The following is a 15,219-nucleotide window of genomic DNA, read 5'->3' as shown; positions in this document are numbered from 1 at the left end:
GTCAGCTCCTCGCTTGCGTGATGGCGGCGGCCAGCGCGCGCTCGGCGAGCTGCAGCTTGAACGCGTTCTCGTGGGTGGGCTGCGCGTCGGCGAGCAGCCGCGCGGTCACGGCCCTGGCGCCTTGCGGCATGGCGGTCTCTGCAGCCTCCACGCGCCACGGCTTGTGCGCGACACCGCCGAGCGCCACCCGGCCGGAGCCGTCGCGCTGCACGATGGCCGCGACCGACACCAGCGCGAAGGCATAGGAGGCGCGATCGCGGATCTTGCGGTAGACGTGCGTGCCGCCCACGGGCCTGGGCAGCGTGACGCCGGTGATGAGCTCGTCGCGCTCCAGCGTCGTCTCGACGTGCGGCGTGTCGCCTGGCAGGCGATGGAAGTCGGCGATCGGAATCACGCGGGTGCGTCCGTCGGGCCGCACGGTCTCGACGGACGCATCCAGCACGCGCATCGCCACGGCCATGTCGCCCGGATTCGTCGCGATGCAGGACTTGCTGCCCCCGATCACCGCGAGCTGCCGCGTCACGCCGCCGATGGCGCCGCAGCCGCTGCCGGGGCGGCGCTTGTTGCACGGCTGGTCGGTGTCGTAGAAATAGGGGCAGCGCGTGCGCTGCAGCAGGTTGCCCGCGGTGGTCGCCTTGTTGCGCAGCTGGCCCGATGCGCCGGCCAGCAGCGCGCGGGAGAGCACGCCGTAGTCGCGTCGCACGCGCTCGTCGGCCGCCAGGTCGGTGTTGCGCACCAGGGCGCCGATGCGCAGGCCACCCTCGGGCGTCGGCTCGATGCGGTCCAGCGCCAGGCCGTTCACGTCGACCAGGTGCACCGGCGCCTCGATCTGCAGCTTCATGAGGTCGAGCAGGTTGGTGCCGCCGGCGATGAACTTCGCGCCGGGCCTGCCCGCGACGGCGGACGCCGCCTGCGCCGGGGTCGCGGCGCGCTCGTAGGTGAAAGCCTTCATGCCTTGCTCCCCGCCACTTCCGTGATGGCATCGACGATGTTGGAGTAGGCGCCGCAGCGGCAGATGTTGCCGCTCATGCGCTCGCGCAGCTCTTCGGCCGAGAACATGGGGCGGGACGTGAGGTCGGCGCTCACATGGCTCGGCACGCCGCGCTTGATCTCGTCGATCACCGCCACCGCCGAGCAGATCTGGCCGGGCGTGCAGTAGCCGCACTGGTAGCCGTCGTGCCTGACGAAGGCGGCCTGCAGCGGATGCATGCCTTGCGGCGTGCCCAGCCCTTCGATGGTCGTGACCTGCGCGCCCTCGTGCATCACGGCGAGCGTCAGGCAGGAGTTGATCCGCCTTCCGTCGACGATGACCGTGCAGGCGCCGCACTGGCCGTGGTCGCAGCCCTTCTTGGTGCCCGTCAGGTGCAGGTGCTCGCGCAGTGCGTCGAGCAGGGTGGTGCGCGTGTCCAGGTCGAGTGCCTGCGCCGTGCCATTGACGTTCAGCGTCAGCTTCATGCGCGAGCCGCCGGCGGCCGCTGCCGGGGCCGCGGTCTGCGCCGACGCGGGCGGCGCGGTGGCTGCCGAGACCGCCGCGGCGGTCGCGGCGCCGACGATGAGCGCGTCGCGCCGCGAGATCAGTTGTGTCGTGGGACTGTCCATGTCAGCTCCTGCTGTTCGAGGTTCGTGGGGATGGCGAGTACTGCTGATAGCGCGTGCCATGGGCGGTGGCGGTAGGAAAACGGCTGCTGTTGATCCCTGCCCTCGGCCCGTGGGGCTCCCCGCTTCCGAAAATGGTTCTCACCTTGGGAAGCCGCGGGGGCAGACCCGCCGATTCCCATTCTTCTGAAGCCGCGCGAGGATCGATAGCGCAATCCTCTTCATTTCTTGCCCGATCCGATGAGGCGCGGCGGCAGCGGCCCTGCCTCAGGCCCCACTGGCCTGGCCTTGCCCGGCTCCCGCTGCGTCGATTCCCCTGCCACCCGCGCGCGCACCGCCGCGCAGCACTTCGATGTCCCGCCTGGGCGGTGCGCCGAACAGACGGCTGTACTCGCGGCTGAACTGCGACGGGCTTTCGTAGCCGACCTGGAAGGCCGCGCTCGCCGCATCGAAGTGCTCGTTGAGCATCAGCCGCTTCGCCTCGTTCAGCCGCAGCCACTTCTGGTACTGCAGCGGACTCATCGCCGTCAGCTGGCGGAAGTGGTGGTGGAAGGTCGGCGCGCTCATCTGCACGCGGGCCGCAAGCTCGTCGATGCGAAAGGGCGAGGCGTAGTTCAGCTTCAGCCAGTCGATGGCCCTGGCGATCCGGTGGCCCTGCCCGTCGACCGAGGCGATCTGCCGCAGCCTCGCGGCCTGGTCGCTCATCAGCAACCGGTAGTGGATCTCGCGATGGATCATCGGCGCGAGAACGGGAATGGCCTCGGGCTCGTCCAGCAGTTCCACCAGCCGGGCGATCGGCGCCAGCAGCGTGGGCGTCGCCTCGCCGAGTCCCACGCCGATGCCGATGGGCCGCTCGCGATGCGGCGGCAGGCCGCCCTGCGCGATGAGCTCGGCCAGCACGCGCACGTCGAGCTTGAGCATCAGGCCCAGGCAGGGCTGCCGCGGGCTCGCCGTCTTCACTTCGGAATTGGCGGGCATGTCCAGCGAGGTGATGAGGAACCGCGATGTGTCGTACGGATAGGCCTCGCCGCCCACCCACATCTGCTTGGCGCCCTGCGCGACGAGCACGATGCTCGGCTCGACCATGCAGACGGCCGGTGGCGCGGGAGATTCGCGCCTGAAGAAGCCGAGGTTGGCGATGGGCGTGCCGTAGTCGCCCGGCAGCGGCGTGCGGGCATCGATGACCCGCGCCATCGCCTGCTGCAGCGCCCTGCACCGCGCTGCGGCGTCCTCGTCCGCGTCCTGTCTGGGGGCCATCTTGCTTGCTTCGAGACTTTGCGCAGGACTCTACCCGCGGGGCGCTTCGTCATCCACAAAAGAGCCGTGTCCCCGAAGGATCGGGCAAGAAATCCAGAGGAGTGAGCAAGCCTTCGCATCCCTCGGCGCAGCGGGCACCTGCCTGCCCTCCTACATCGTTGCGAGACGTTTCTGCGAACGCGTGCAGGACAAATGCCCGACCCGCCTGGCGAGGCCCCGCGGCGCAAGGGCCTGTGGCATCTTCACCTACTCATTCCGTCTGCCGGCTCGCGTGCCGGCTCGCGGCCATCCACCAAACACAGCGCAGGAGGCACATCACCATGATCAAGATCGGCATCGTCGACGACCACGCGGTCGTCCGCACAGGCCTGAAGTCGTTCTTCTCCACTTTCGTCGACTTCCGCGTGGTCGGCGAGGCCGGCACCGGCCGGGAGGCCATCGACCTGGTGCGCACGGCCGATCTCGACGTGCTGGTGATGGACCTTTCCATGCCAGGCCAGAGCGGTATCGACGCGCTCGCGATGGTGCGCGCCAAGGCGCCCGACCTCGGCGTGCTCATCCTCAGCGGCTATCCCGAGGAGCACTACGCGGTGAACCTCATCCGCCAGGGCGCATCCGGCTACCTCAACAAGGAATGCGAGCCCGAGGAGATCGCCAAGGCCATCCGCACGATCGCGCTGGGCCGGCGCTACATCTCGCCCTCGGTGGCAGAGCTGCTCGCGGGCCAGTTGGAACGCAAGGACAACGCGCCGCCGCACGAGCACCTGTCGGAGCGCGAATTCCAGGTGTTCCTGAAGCTGGCCAAGGGAGAATCGGTGGGCGCCATCGGCGAGGCGCTGTCGCTCTCGGTGAAGACCATCAGTACTTACCGCACGCGACTGATGGAGAAGATGAACCTTTCCACCAACAGCGACCTGACCTACTACGCCATCAAGACACAGCTCATCGATTGACGAACCCCGAGGCGACGACCGCAACGACAAGGCAACTGCGCATTCCGGTGGCCGATGAGGTCGCCGTGTCCGCGCTCGCGGTGTCGCCGCCTTCGCCCGAGGCCTGCTGCGTGCTGGCGCATGGCGCCGGTGCCGGCATGACGCATCCGTTCATGGAGGCTGTGGCCGACGGGCTCGCGCAGCGGCGCATCGCCACGCTGCGCTACCAGTTTCCCTACATGGAGCGAGGCAGCAAGCGCACCGACGCGCCGGCCCTCGCGCATGCCACTGTGCGCGCGGCGGTCGATTGCGCGGCTGCGCACTTCGGCGGACTACGCCTCTTCGCTGGCGGCAAATCTTTTGGCGGCCGCATGACCTCGCAGGCCCAGGCACTGGAGCCGCTGCCGGGCGTGAAGGGGCTGGTCTTCCTCGGTTTTCCGCTGCACCCTTCGGGCGCGCCATCGACCACGCGCGCGGAGCATCTGCACGATGTCGACGTCCCCATGCTCTTCGCGCACGGTCCGCGCGACACGCTGGCCGAGCCGCGCGAGTTCGACGAAACCACCCGTTCGCTCGGCCCGATGGCCAGCGTGCTCGAGATAGACGGCGCCGACCACTCCTTCAGCGTCCTGCGGCGCAGCGGTCGCACGGATGCCGAAGCGCTCGACGAGCTGCTCGACGGCATCGCCGTGTGGACGCAGGCCTGGCGCATCGGCTGAACGAACAAACCCTTGCAAGCCGCTCCGGGAATTCCCGGATGCCCACGATCGCACCTCGATGGGATAGTTAGTTCGCCCTTCAAACTAACTAATTTCTTACACGGCTGGCGCCTGCGGGCGACTCAACTCAGGAGAGACATCGATGCGACTGAAACAAACCCTGGCCGCCATGGCCTTCGCCACGGCACTCGGTTCCACGGCCGTGGGCGCGATGGCGCAGACCGTGGTCGGCGTGAGCTGGTCCAACTTCCAGGAAGAGCGCTGGAAGACCGACGAGGCCGCCATCAAGGCAGAGCTGGAGAAGCTCGGCGCCAAGTACATCAGTGCCGATGCGGGCGGCTCGCCCGAGAAGCAGCTGGGCGACATCGAGGGCCTGATGTCGAAGGGCGCGAAGGCGCTCATCGTGCTGGCGATGGACAAGGACGCCATCCTGCCGGCCGTCACCAAGGCCACGCGCCAGAAGGTGCCCGTGGTCGCCTACGACCGCCTCATCGAGGCGCCGGGCGTCTTCTACATCACCTTCGACAACGTCGAGGTCGGCCGCATGGAGGCGCGCGAGGTCTTCAAGGTCAAGCCCAAGGGCAACTACGTGATCATCAAGGGCTCGCCCAGCGACCCGAACGCCGACTTCCTGCGCGCGGGCCAGCAGGAAGTGCTGGACGCCGCCATCAAGAAGGGCGACATCAAGATCGTCGGCGACGAATACACCGAAGGCTGGAAGCCCGAGGTCGCGCAGAAGAACATGGAGCAGATCCTCACCAAGAACGGCAACAAGGTGGATGCCGTGGTGGCCGCCAACGACGGCACGGCCGGCGGCGCGGTGGCGGCGCTCACGGCCAAGGGCATCCGCGGCATTCCGGTGTCGGGCCAGGACGCCGACTTCGCGGCGCTCAACCGCATCGCGCTGGGCACGCAGACCGCCACCATCTTCAAGGACTCGCGCGAGCTCGGCCGCGAAGCCGCCGCCGCGGCCATCGCGCTGTCGCAGGGCAAGCCGGTCGACAAGGCCGCGCCGTGGAACTCGGGCCCGAAGAAGGTCGCGCTGCAGTCGCGCCTGCTGACGCCGGTGGCGGTGACGCGCGACAACCTCGACCTCGTGGTCAAGGCCGGCTGGATCAAGAAGGACGAGCTCTGCAAGGGCGTGTCGGGCGCGAGCGCGCCCGCGGCCTGCAAGTAACGCCGCACGACAGGCGAGCGACGCACCGGCGCCATCCGCGGAAAGCGCGCCGGCTTTTTCCCTTTCCCATGCAACGCACCAGCTGCCGGCGCCCACGGGGCCGGCCGGCAGGGCCTGCGCATCTCTTCGTAGTCCGCGCAGTCCAGAAAAAGGATCCGAAACATGAGCAACCCATCGTCATCAACACCGGGCTGGTGGCGCCGCACCGGCGTCGACCTGCGGCTCATCCTGATGTGCGTGCTGCTGGTCATCATGGCCGTGGCGTTCAGCGTCATGTCCGGCGGCGTGTTCCTCTCGCCCGAGAACCTCTACAACGTCGCGCAGCAGACGGCGGTGGTGGGCATCGTGTCCACCGTGATGGTGCTGATCATCGTGGCGCGGCACATCGACCTGTCGGTGGGCTCGGTGATGGGCTTCGTCGGTGTTCTCATCGCCTACCTGCAATACACCTCGGGCTGGTCGTGGCCCACGGCCTGCCTCGCGGGGCTCGCGGTGGCGCTCTTGGTGTCCATCTACCAGGGCTGGCTCACTGCGGTGCTGGGCGTGCCTTCCTTCGTGGTCACGCTGGGCGGCCTCATGTCCTTCCGCGGCGCGGCCTTCCTGGTGGCCGACGGCAAGACGCAGCCGGTGAACGACGAATTCTTCCAGCGCCTGGGCGGTGGCTACGACGGCGGCATCGGCGTCACCGCGAGCTGGGTGCTCGCGGCGTTCGTGGCGGTGGTGCTGTTCGCGCGCATGGTGCAGAAGCGCCGCGCGCGCCAGCGCTACGACATGCCAACCGAGGCGCTGTGGCTGGACGTGCTCATCACGGCCGTGCCGGTGGCGGTGGTGTTCGGCTTCGCCTGGGTGATGAACAGCTACCAGATCTCGTCCAAGAGCGAGCCGCAGGGCATTCCGATCCCGGTGCTGATCTGGGCGGTGGTGGCCATCGTGCTGTCGTTCATCGTGCACCGCACGCGCTTCGGGCGCTACGTGTTCGCGATGGGCGGCAACCCCGACGCCGCGGCGCTGGTGGGCATTCCGGTCAAGCGCGTCACGCTGATGCTGTTCGCGCTGCTGGCGGTGCTGGTCACCGTCGCGGCCATCGTGTCGATCGCGCGCCTGAACGCCGGCACCAATTCGCTGGGCACGGGCATGGAGCTGTACGTGATCGCCGCGGCCGTCATCGGCGGCACGGCGCTCGCGGGCGGCAGCGGCTCGATCTTCGGCTCGGTGCTGGGCGCGCTCATCATGCAGTCGCTCGACAGCGGCATGCTGCTGCTGGACGTGCCCATCGGCAAGCGCATGGTCATCATCGGCCAGGTGCTGATCGTGGCGGTGGTGTTCGATGTGCTCTACCGCCGCAAGTTTGGGGAAAACTGAAATGGCAGATATCGACACCTCCAGACCCCTCGTCGAACTGCGCGAGATCCGCAAGGCCTTCGGCGGCGTGAAGGCCGTGGACGGCGTGAGCGTGAACCTCTACCCCGGCGAGGTGGTCGCGCTGCTGGGCCACAACGGCGCGGGCAAGTCCACGCTGATGAAGATGCTCGCGGGTGCCTACCCCATCGACTCGGGAGACACGCTGATCGCGGGCGAGAAGGTCAACATCCGCACGCCGGCCGAGGCGCAGGCGCAAGGCATCGAGACCATCTACCAGACGCTCGCGCTCGCCGACAACCTCGACTCGGTGGCCAATCTCTTCCTCGGCCGCGAGAAGATGACGCCGTGGAACACGCTCGACGACCACTTCATGGAAGTGCAGGCGCGCAAGGTGTTCCAGCGCCTGAACAGGAACTTCACCAACATCCGCGTGCCGGTGCGCCGGCTCTCGGGCGGGCAGCGGCAGGTGGTGGCCATTTCGCGCGCGCTGTACTTCAATGCGCGCATCCTCATCATGGACGAGCCCTGCGCCGCGCTGGGCCCCGAAGAAACGGCGATGGTCGGCGGCCTGGTGAAGCAGCTCAAGGCCGACGGCGTGGGCATCTTCCTCATCACGCACGACATGCCCGACGTGTTCTCGCTGAGCGACCGCCTCGCGGTGATGAAGAACGGCAGGCTCGTGGGCACCTACCGCACCGCCGATGTGACCGAGGACGAGGTGCTCGGGATGATCATTGCCGGCAAGCGGCCCGAGGGCAAGGAGCAGGCCCATCACGCCGATACCGCGGCGGCACCCGCCTGACGCACGGGTAGACGGAGACAGACCCGACGTGACCACCACGGCCGACCTGCAACTGGTGAAGCGCATGAACCGCAGCGTGCTGCTGCGGCTGCTGCGCGCGCAGCCCGGCCTTTCGCGCGCACGGCTGGCCGGCGAGAGCGGCCTCACCAAGTCGACCGTGAGCCTGCTGGTGCGCGAGCTGATCGACGAGGGCTGGCTCAGCGAGGCCGGCGCGACCGTGGCCGACGGGCTGGGCCGCCCCTCCACGCCGCTGCAGATCGACGTGGGCGTGCGCGCGCTCATGGGCGTGGAGATCGCTGTGGAGACCGTGCGCCTTGTGTGCATGTCGCTGCAGGGCGAGGTGCTGCATTCGCAGAGCCACGACCTGACCGACGGTTCGCCCGCCGGAGTGTGCGCGCAGGTCGCGCGCATGGCGGCGGCCGCGCACGCGAAGCTGCAGCAGCTCGGCCTGCAGCTGTCGAGCATCGGCGTGTGCGTGCCCGGCGCGGTGGACGACTGCACCGGCGTCGTCCGCTTCGCGCCCAACCTCGGCTGGCGCAACGTGAGCCTGCTGCCGGCGCTCGAGAAAGCCTTCGCCGCCGTCGGGCTACCCGGGGTGACGGTGCAGCTGCAGAACGACGCCGATGCCGCCGCGCTGGGCGAATACGAGTTCGCCTCCAGCGTCGGCCAGGAGGGCGAAGACCCGCTGATCTTCGTCAACTGCGACGTGGGCGTTGGCGCGGGCGTGGTGCTCAACGACCGGCTCTTCACCGGCGCGCAGGGCATGGCCGGCGAGATCGGCCACACCATCCTCCAGCTCGACGGCCCGCTGTGCTCGTGCGGGCGGCGCGGCTGCGCCGAAGCCTTCTTCGGCTCGCGCGTGCTGGAGCGCGAGGGCGCCGATCTGCCGCGCGCCGCCGCATTCTTCGGCGTGCTGCTGCAGAACCTGTGGGTCACCTTCAATCCGCGCGCCATCGTGCTCGGCGGCAAGGCCTGCGCCGACCACAAGGGCTTCGCGCAGGCTGCCTTCGAATGCATGAAGCGGCACGCGGACGACGCCGGCATGCCGGCCCCGGACCTGCGCACAGCGCGCTACGGCGAGCTGGCGCCCGCGGTGGGCGCGGCGGCGCTCGCGCTGCACGAATACTTAAGGCCGCTGCAGCCCGATGCGAAGGCACGCAGGGCGCGCGCCGCGCAGGTTCTCGCCGCCACCTGAGCCTTCGGCCTACGCGCGGGCTGCCCGCAGCGGTCTAGCGTTCGGACTCCGTCCCTGGAGTTCCCGCCATGAATCCGCGCCCGTCCGCCGAGCCCGCCCGTTCCGCTTCCGTGTTGCTGGCCGCGATGGCCGTGCTGATCGGGCTTGCAGGCGTGGCGCTCGCCGTGGCCGGTGCATGGCTGATCGCGCTCGGCGGCTCGTGGTACTACCTCGTCGCGGGACTGGGGCTGGCGGCGGCGGCGCTGCTGTTGCGGCGCGGCGGCGGTGCCGGGTTGATGGTGTACGCGGCGGTGGTCCTGCTCACGCTGGCCTGGGCACTGTGGGAGGTGGGGCTCGACTGGTGGCCGATGGCCGCGCGTGGCGACGTGTTCTTTGTGATCGGCCTGCTGCTGCTCACGCCGTGGGTGGCGCGTGCGCTCGCCCTGCGCAATGCCGCGGGCGTTGGAAGCGCGCGCGCCGTGCTCGGCGTGGCGCTCGTGGCCTTCCTGGTGGCGGCGGTGTTCTCGTGGATGCGCGATCCCCGCCGCATCGAAGGCATCTCGCCCCCGGCCGATGCCACGGCCGCGACGGCGAGCGCGCCCGTGGGCCCCACGGCCGCGGCGGACGAGTGGACGGCCTACGGCGGCACCGGCTTCGGCCAGCGCTATTCGGCGCTCGACCAGATCACGCCGCAGAACGTGAGCCAGCTCGAGGAGGCCTGGCACTTCCGTACCGGCGACGTGCGAGGCCAGCCGGGCGACCCCGAGGAGACGACCTTCGAGGTCACGCCGCTGAAGATCGGCAGCAGGCTGTTCCTGTGCACGCCGCACCAGTCGGTGATCGCGCTCGACGCCACCACCGGCCAGCAGGTCTGGCACTACACGCCCCAGATCGCGCGGCCGCTCGCGCTGCAGCACCTGACCTGCCGGGGGCTTTCGTACTACCCGGGTGCTGCGGCGGCGCCATCTGCCGGATCCGCGCCCGCATCCGCATCCGGGTCGCCGGCCGCCTGCGACGCGAAGCTGTTCATGCCCACAGCCGATGGCCGCGTCATCGCGCTCGATCCCGCCAGCGGCCAGCCCTGCCCGGCCTTCGGCGGCGGCACCGGCCAGATCGATCTCTGGAAGAACATGCCGAACGTGAAGGCAGGCTCCTACTACTCGACCTCGCCTCCGGTCGTGACGCGCTCGCTCCTCATCGTGGGCGGTACCGTGCTGGACAACGTCTCGACGAAGGAAACCTCCGGCGTGATCCGCGCCTTCGACGCGAACACCGGCGCGCTGGTGTGGAACTGGGACTCCGGCAACCCCGAGGACACCGCCCCCATCGCGGCCGACCGCACCTACACCGCCAATTCGCCCAACAGCTGGTCGATCTCCAGCGTGGACGAGGCGCTGGGCCTTGTCTACGTGCCCATGGGCAACCAGCCGCCCGACCAGTGGGGCGGCGCGCGCAGCGAAGGCGCGAAGAAGTATTCATCGGCGGTGGTGGCGCTCGACCTGGCCAGCGGCCGCGTGCGCTGGAGCTTCCAGACCGTGCACCACGACCTGTGGGACTACGACGTGCCCGCGCAGCCCAGCCTGGTCGACCTGCGCGTGGGCAGCGAGACCGTGCCCGCGCTGGTGCAGCCGACCAAGCAGGGCGAGCTCTTCGTGCTCGACCGCCGCAACGGCAAGCCGATCCTTCCGGTGAACGAGCGCGCCGCGCCGCAGGGCGCCGCCGCGGGCGACGTCACCGCGCCGACGCAGCCGTCATCGGCCCTGTCCTTCGATCCGCCGGCGCTCAAGCCCTCGGACATGTGGGGCGCCACCGTCTTCGACCAGCTGGCCTGCCGCATCGCCTTCCACCGGCTGCGCTACGAGGGCCGGTTCACCCCGCCGTCGACCGAGGGCTCGCTGATCCATCCGGGCAACTTCGGCGTCTTCAACTGGGGCGGCGTGGCGGTCGATCCGCGCCGGCAGATCGTCTTCGCCACGCCCGCGTCGCTGGCCTTCGTCTCCAGGCTCGTGCCGCGCGCGGACGCCACCTCGCTCTACGTGCAGGGCAAGGAACGCCCCAACGACAGTCTGCCCGCGCTCAACGAGAACTTCGGCGCGCCCTTCGCGGTGAAGCTCAGCGCCTTCACCTCGGTGCTCGGCCTGCCGTGCCAGGCGCCGCCCTGGGGCTACGTCGCCGCGGCCGACCTGCGCACCGGCCGGGTCGCCTGGATGCACAAGAACGGTACGGTGCGCGACAGCTCGCCGCTGCCGCTGCCCTTTGCGATGGGCGTGCCCAATCTCGGCGGGCCCATCATGACGGCAGGGGGCGTGGCCTTTCTCTCGGGGACGCTCGACCAGTTCGTGCGCGGCTACGACGTCAACGACGGCAGGGAGCTCTGGCGCAGCCGCCTGCCGGCCGGCGGACAGGCCACGCCAATGACCTACCGCGGCGCCGACGGGCGCCAGTACCTGCTGGTGGTGGCCGGCGGCCACGGCTCGCTCGGTACGCGCACCGGCGACCATGTGATCGCCTACGCGCTGCCCAGGCGCTGAACGGCCTTCAGTCGCGTGCGTCGGCCACGGCCGCGGCTTCGTCGCGCCAGCCCCGCAGCCGCCGGTAGAGCGTGCCGCGCGACACGCGCAGCTGCCGCGCCGCCTGCGACACGTTGCCGCCATGCGCGGCGAGCGTCTCCTCGATCAGCTTGCGGCTGTGCTCGCGCAGCGTGGTCTGCTCGTGGGGCGCTGCCTCGTCACCATCTGCGTGCTCGCTGGCCTGTGCGGCCGGCATCGCATCGTGCCGCTCGATGGCCAGTGGGGCAGCCTCGCCCGGCATCGCCACTGCGTGCCGGAAGTCCGCGCCATCCGCGCCGCCCTTCAACTGTGCCTGCATCCACACGCCAAGGCCGCTTGCCAGCCGCAACGGCTGCGCAGCCTCGCGTCGGCCCAAGCGCAGCAGGCTCGCAAGATCGTGCCCGAGCAGGAACTCCACGTCGCGCTCGTCCGCCGCCTCGGGCAGCCGACCCAGCAGCCGCGCGCCCGCGTTGTTGAGCCAGGCGATGGTGCCGTCGGGCGCGATGCCGGCCAGCGCTTCGAGCGGCGTGCCCAGCAGCGTGGGGCTGGCCTGGAAGCGCAGGATCAGGTGGTCGCGCGACTGCGCCTGCAGCAGCCGGTTCTCGATGGTGGTGGCGTACAGCGACACCATCGACGCCGCGTCGAAGCCGAAACGCCGCGCCTCCACCGTGAGGTCGAGCACGCCGGCGAGCTGCCCTGTCACATCGCGTATCGGCGCGGCCGCGCACTGCATGTGGCACAGCAGGTCGAAGTAGTGCTCGGCGCCGTCGACGGTGCAGGCCTGCCCGGTGCTCGCCACGATGCCCGGCGCGGTGGTGCCGACGATGTGCTCGGCAATGTTCACGCCCACGCGCGCGGTCTTGCGCAGCACCGGCTGGTGCGCGGCGGCGGGATGCTGCGTGACGTGCACCACCACGCCCTCGCGGTCGGTGAGGATCACGCGGCAGTCGGTGCCCGCGAGCGCGTGCTCCATCTGCACCAGCTCCTGCCGCGCCGCTTCGAGCAGCTGGCGGTTGCGCGCGAGCGTGGCGTGCAGCCGGCTGGGCGTGACCGGGTCGAAGGGCACGATGCGCTGGCGGTCGGCGTGGGTGCGGCTGCAGCGCATCCACGACTGGATCACCGCCTCGCCCACCAGCCCCGAGGGGCGCACGCCTTCCTCGAAGAACTGCCGCCGCGCGAGCGCCACGCGCTGCGCGGGCGTGCTGGCGAAGAGCTGGCGCGGGGCATCGGGTGTACCGATTCTTCCGACAAGGCTTCTGTCGAGGGCCATGGGTGAGCTGCCTCCCGGTTCAGGACCAGCGTCGAATGTGTTCCGCAATGGAACAGCGCCGGACTGGGGAAATCCCGAAGATGAACGCGCGGCCCGTCCCGACGATTCTTGGCGCACAAAGGAGACCTGCGATGAAAAAAACACACTCCGGGCTGCTCGTGCTCGCCGGCGCATTGCTGTGCCTGGGCGCCACCACCGCAGCCACGGCCCAGAACGCACAGGACCGCGCGGCAGCCGCCACGAAACGCGTCGACGGCGGCTTCATCCGCGCCAACGCCGCGCAGAAGAAGACGCCGGACTGGCCCAGCGTGGGCCTGGACTATTCGGAATCGCGGTTCAGCCAGCTCGACCAGGTGAACGCCGGCAACGTGAAGGACCTGGGGCTGGTCTGGTCGTACAACCTCGAGTCCACGCGCGGCGTCGAAGCCACGCCGCTGGTGGTGGACGGCATCATGTACATCACCGCCTCCTGGAGCGTGGTGCACGCCATCGACACGCGCACCGGCCAGCGGCTGTGGACCTTCGATCCGCAGGTCGACAGGTCCAAGGGCTTCAGGGGCTGCTGCGACGTGGTGAACAGAGGCGTCGCGATCTACGAGGGCAAGGTCTACGTGGCGGCCTACGACGGGCGCCTGATCGCGCTCGATGCCGCCACCGGCCAGAAGGTCTGGGAGAAGAACACCATCGAGGGCCAGAAGGGCAGCTACACCATCACCGGCGCGCCGCGCGTGTTCAAGGGCAAGGTCATCATCGGCAACGGCGGGGCCGAATACGGCGTGCGCGGCTTCGTCACCGCCTACGACGCGAAGACGGGCGACCAGAAGTGGCGCTGGTTCGTGGTGCCGGGCGACCCGGGCAAGCCCTTCGAGGACGAGTCGATGGCGCGCGCCGCCAAGACCTGGGACCCCAGTGGCAAGTACTGGGAGGCCGGCGGCGGCGGCACCGCCTGGGACAGCTTCGCCTTCGACCCCGAGCTCAACCTGATGTACGTGGGCACCGGCAACGGCTCGCCCTGGTCGCACAAGGCGCGCAGCCCCAAGGGCGGCGACAACCTCTACCTGGGCTCGGTGGTGGCGCTCGACCCCGACACCGGCAAGTACAAGTGGCACTACCAGGAGACGCCCGGCGACAACTGGGACTACACCTCCACGCAGTCGATGATCCTCGCCAACGTGAAGATCGGCGGCAAGCAGCGCAAGGTGCTGCTGCATGCGCCGAAGAACGGCTTCTTCTTCGTCATCGACCGCACCAACGGCAAGTTCATTTCGGCGAAGAACTTCGTCGAGGTCAACTGGGCCACCGGCTACGACAGGAACGGCCGCCCCATCGAGATCGCCGCCGCGCGCGACGCCACCAAGCCCGGCGACAGCATCCCCGGGCCCTTCGGCGCGCACAACTGGCATCCGATGTCGTTCAACCCGCAGACCGGCTTCGCCTACCTGCCCGCGCAGCATGTGCCGATCAACCTCATGGACGACAAGGACTGGAAGTTCGACGAGAACGTGCCCGGCCGTCCGCATTCGGGCCTGGGCTGGAACCTGGGCAAGTTCGCCAACGCCGAGCCTCCCAAGAGCAAGCCCTTCGGCCGCCTCGTGGCCTGGGACCCGGTGGCGCAGAAGGAAGCCTGGGGCGTGGACTACGCATCGCCCTGGAACGGCGGCACCCTCACCACCGCCGGCAATCTCGTGTTCCAGGGCACGGCCGATGGCCGCTTGCTGGCCTACAACGCGAAGACCGGCGAGAAGCTCTGGGAAACGCCCACCGGCACCGGTGTGGTTGCCGCGCCATCGACCTACATGGTCGACGGCAAGCAGTACGTGTCGGTCGCGGTGGGCTGGGGCGGCGTCTACGGCCTCGCGCAGCGCGCCACCGAGCGGCAGGGGCCGGGCACGGTCTACACCTTCGCGGTGGGCGGTACCGCCAAGATGCCCGAGTTCGTGCAGTACCGCATGGACAAGCTGGTGCAGGGCGTGAAGTACGACCCCGCCAAGGTCCAGGCCGGCACCATGCTCTACGTGAGCAACTGCGTGTTCTGCCACGGCGTGCCGGGCGTGGACCGCGGCGGCAACATCCCCAACCTCGGCTACATGGACGCGGCCTACATCGAGAACCTCGACAAGTTCGTGCTCAAGGGCCCGGCCATGTCGCGCGGCATGCCCGACTTCACGGGCAAGCTCTCGAACGACGACATCGAGAGCATCAAGGCCTTCATCCAGGGAACCGCCGACGCCATCCGCCCGAAGTAGAGGACGCAGCAGCACCAACAAAAAAGAAAGCCGCCGTCCCAAAGGACAGCGGCTTCAATCTGTCAATTCCAGGAACACCGAGGAACCGGCTTCGCCGGGCCTCAGGTGTTGCCCCCGGAAGGGGGTTGGCGTAGC

At 69.4% G+C, this 15,219-nt stretch carries 12 protein-coding genes; 8 read left to right on the top strand and 4 right to left on the bottom strand.

What is annotated here, in order from left to right; genetic code table 11:
- Nucleotide 1 precedes the first annotated feature (1 nt).
- From ABL843_RS29735 to ABL843_RS29725, 3 genes are all read right to left on the bottom strand, one after another.
- Entirely contained in the window at nucleotides 2-952 is a 951-nt protein-coding gene (locus tag ABL843_RS29735; RefSeq protein ID WP_369660457.1) for an FAD binding domain-containing protein, read from the bottom strand.
- On the bottom strand, nucleotides 949-1,599 hold the full coding sequence (paoA, locus tag ABL843_RS29730; protein WP_418118370.1) for an aldehyde dehydrogenase iron-sulfur subunit PaoA: 651 nt from the start codon (nucleotides 1,597-1,599) through the stop codon (nucleotides 949-951). Before paoA ends, ABL843_RS29735 begins: the two co-directional genes overlap by 4 nt.
- Nucleotides 1,600-1,863: 264 nt before the next feature.
- Nucleotides 1,864-2,853 carry an AraC family transcriptional regulator N-terminal domain-containing protein gene (locus tag ABL843_RS29725; protein ID WP_418118369.1) on the bottom strand — a complete coding sequence of 330 codons (990 nt, stop codon included), beginning with the start codon at nucleotides 2,851-2,853 and terminating at the stop codon, nucleotides 1,864-1,866.
- A 320-nt stretch (nucleotides 2,854-3,173) separates the two neighbouring features.
- Between ABL843_RS29725 and ABL843_RS29720 the strand changes: the two genes are divergently transcribed.
- From ABL843_RS29720 to ABL843_RS29690, 7 genes are all read left to right on the top strand, one after another.
- Complete coding sequence (locus ABL843_RS29720; protein ID WP_126021223.1) at nucleotides 3,174-3,806, top strand: response regulator transcription factor; 633 nt, start codon at nucleotides 3,174-3,176, stop codon at nucleotides 3,804-3,806.
- On the top strand, nucleotides 3,803-4,504 hold the full coding sequence (locus ABL843_RS29715; protein ID WP_418118367.1) for an alpha/beta family hydrolase: 702 nt from the start codon (nucleotides 3,803-3,805) through the stop codon (nucleotides 4,502-4,504). Before ABL843_RS29720 ends, ABL843_RS29715 begins: the two co-directional genes overlap by 4 nt.
- A gap of 142 nt (nucleotides 4,505-4,646) precedes the next feature.
- Nucleotides 4,647-5,681, top strand: a complete 1,035-nt coding sequence (gene xylF / locus ABL843_RS29710) for a D-xylose ABC transporter substrate-binding protein (protein WP_418118365.1) — start codon at nucleotides 4,647-4,649, stop codon at nucleotides 5,679-5,681.
- Nucleotides 5,682-5,843: 162 nt separating this feature from the next.
- Nucleotides 5,844-7,043 (top strand): sugar ABC transporter permease, encoded by a 1,200-nt coding sequence (locus tag ABL843_RS29705; protein ID WP_418118363.1) that lies wholly within the window; start codon nucleotides 5,844-5,846, stop codon nucleotides 7,041-7,043.
- A 1-nt stretch (nucleotide 7,044) separates the two neighbouring features.
- Entirely contained in the window at nucleotides 7,045-7,845 is an 801-nt protein-coding gene (locus tag ABL843_RS29700) for an ATP-binding cassette domain-containing protein (protein WP_184639579.1), read from the top strand.
- Between the two features lie 28 nt (nucleotides 7,846-7,873).
- Nucleotides 7,874-9,040, top strand: coding sequence for an ROK family transcriptional regulator (locus ABL843_RS29695; protein ID WP_184639581.1), 1,167 nt, complete (start codon nucleotides 7,874-7,876; stop codon nucleotides 9,038-9,040).
- Nucleotides 9,041-9,108: 68 nt separating this feature from the next.
- Nucleotides 9,109-11,550, top strand: a complete 2,442-nt coding sequence (locus tag ABL843_RS29690; RefSeq protein WP_418118360.1) for a membrane-bound PQQ-dependent dehydrogenase, glucose/quinate/shikimate family — start codon at nucleotides 9,109-9,111, stop codon at nucleotides 11,548-11,550.
- A 7-nt stretch (nucleotides 11,551-11,557) separates the two neighbouring features.
- On the opposite strand, the gene ABL843_RS29685 is transcribed toward ABL843_RS29690, so the two are convergent.
- Nucleotides 11,558-12,838, bottom strand: a complete 1,281-nt coding sequence (locus ABL843_RS29685) for a helix-turn-helix domain-containing protein (protein WP_418118359.1) — start codon at nucleotides 12,836-12,838, stop codon at nucleotides 11,558-11,560.
- Between the two features lie 131 nt (nucleotides 12,839-12,969).
- Here ABL843_RS29685 and ABL843_RS29680 point away from each other — a divergent pair, with 131 nt between their 5' ends.
- On the top strand, nucleotides 12,970-15,084 hold the full coding sequence (locus ABL843_RS29680; RefSeq protein ID WP_418118358.1) for a PQQ-dependent dehydrogenase, methanol/ethanol family: 2,115 nt from the start codon (nucleotides 12,970-12,972) through the stop codon (nucleotides 15,082-15,084).
- The last annotated feature ends 135 nt before the right edge of the window (nucleotides 15,085-15,219 follow it).

Origin of the sequence: Variovorax sp. 350MFTsu5.1, from assembly GCF_048302515.1 — a bacterium.
In the GTDB taxonomy this organism is placed as follows: Bacteria; Pseudomonadota; Gammaproteobacteria; order Burkholderiales; family Burkholderiaceae_C; genus Variovorax; species Variovorax guangxiensis.
This window is presented reverse-complemented; position numbering and strand designations above follow the sequence as displayed.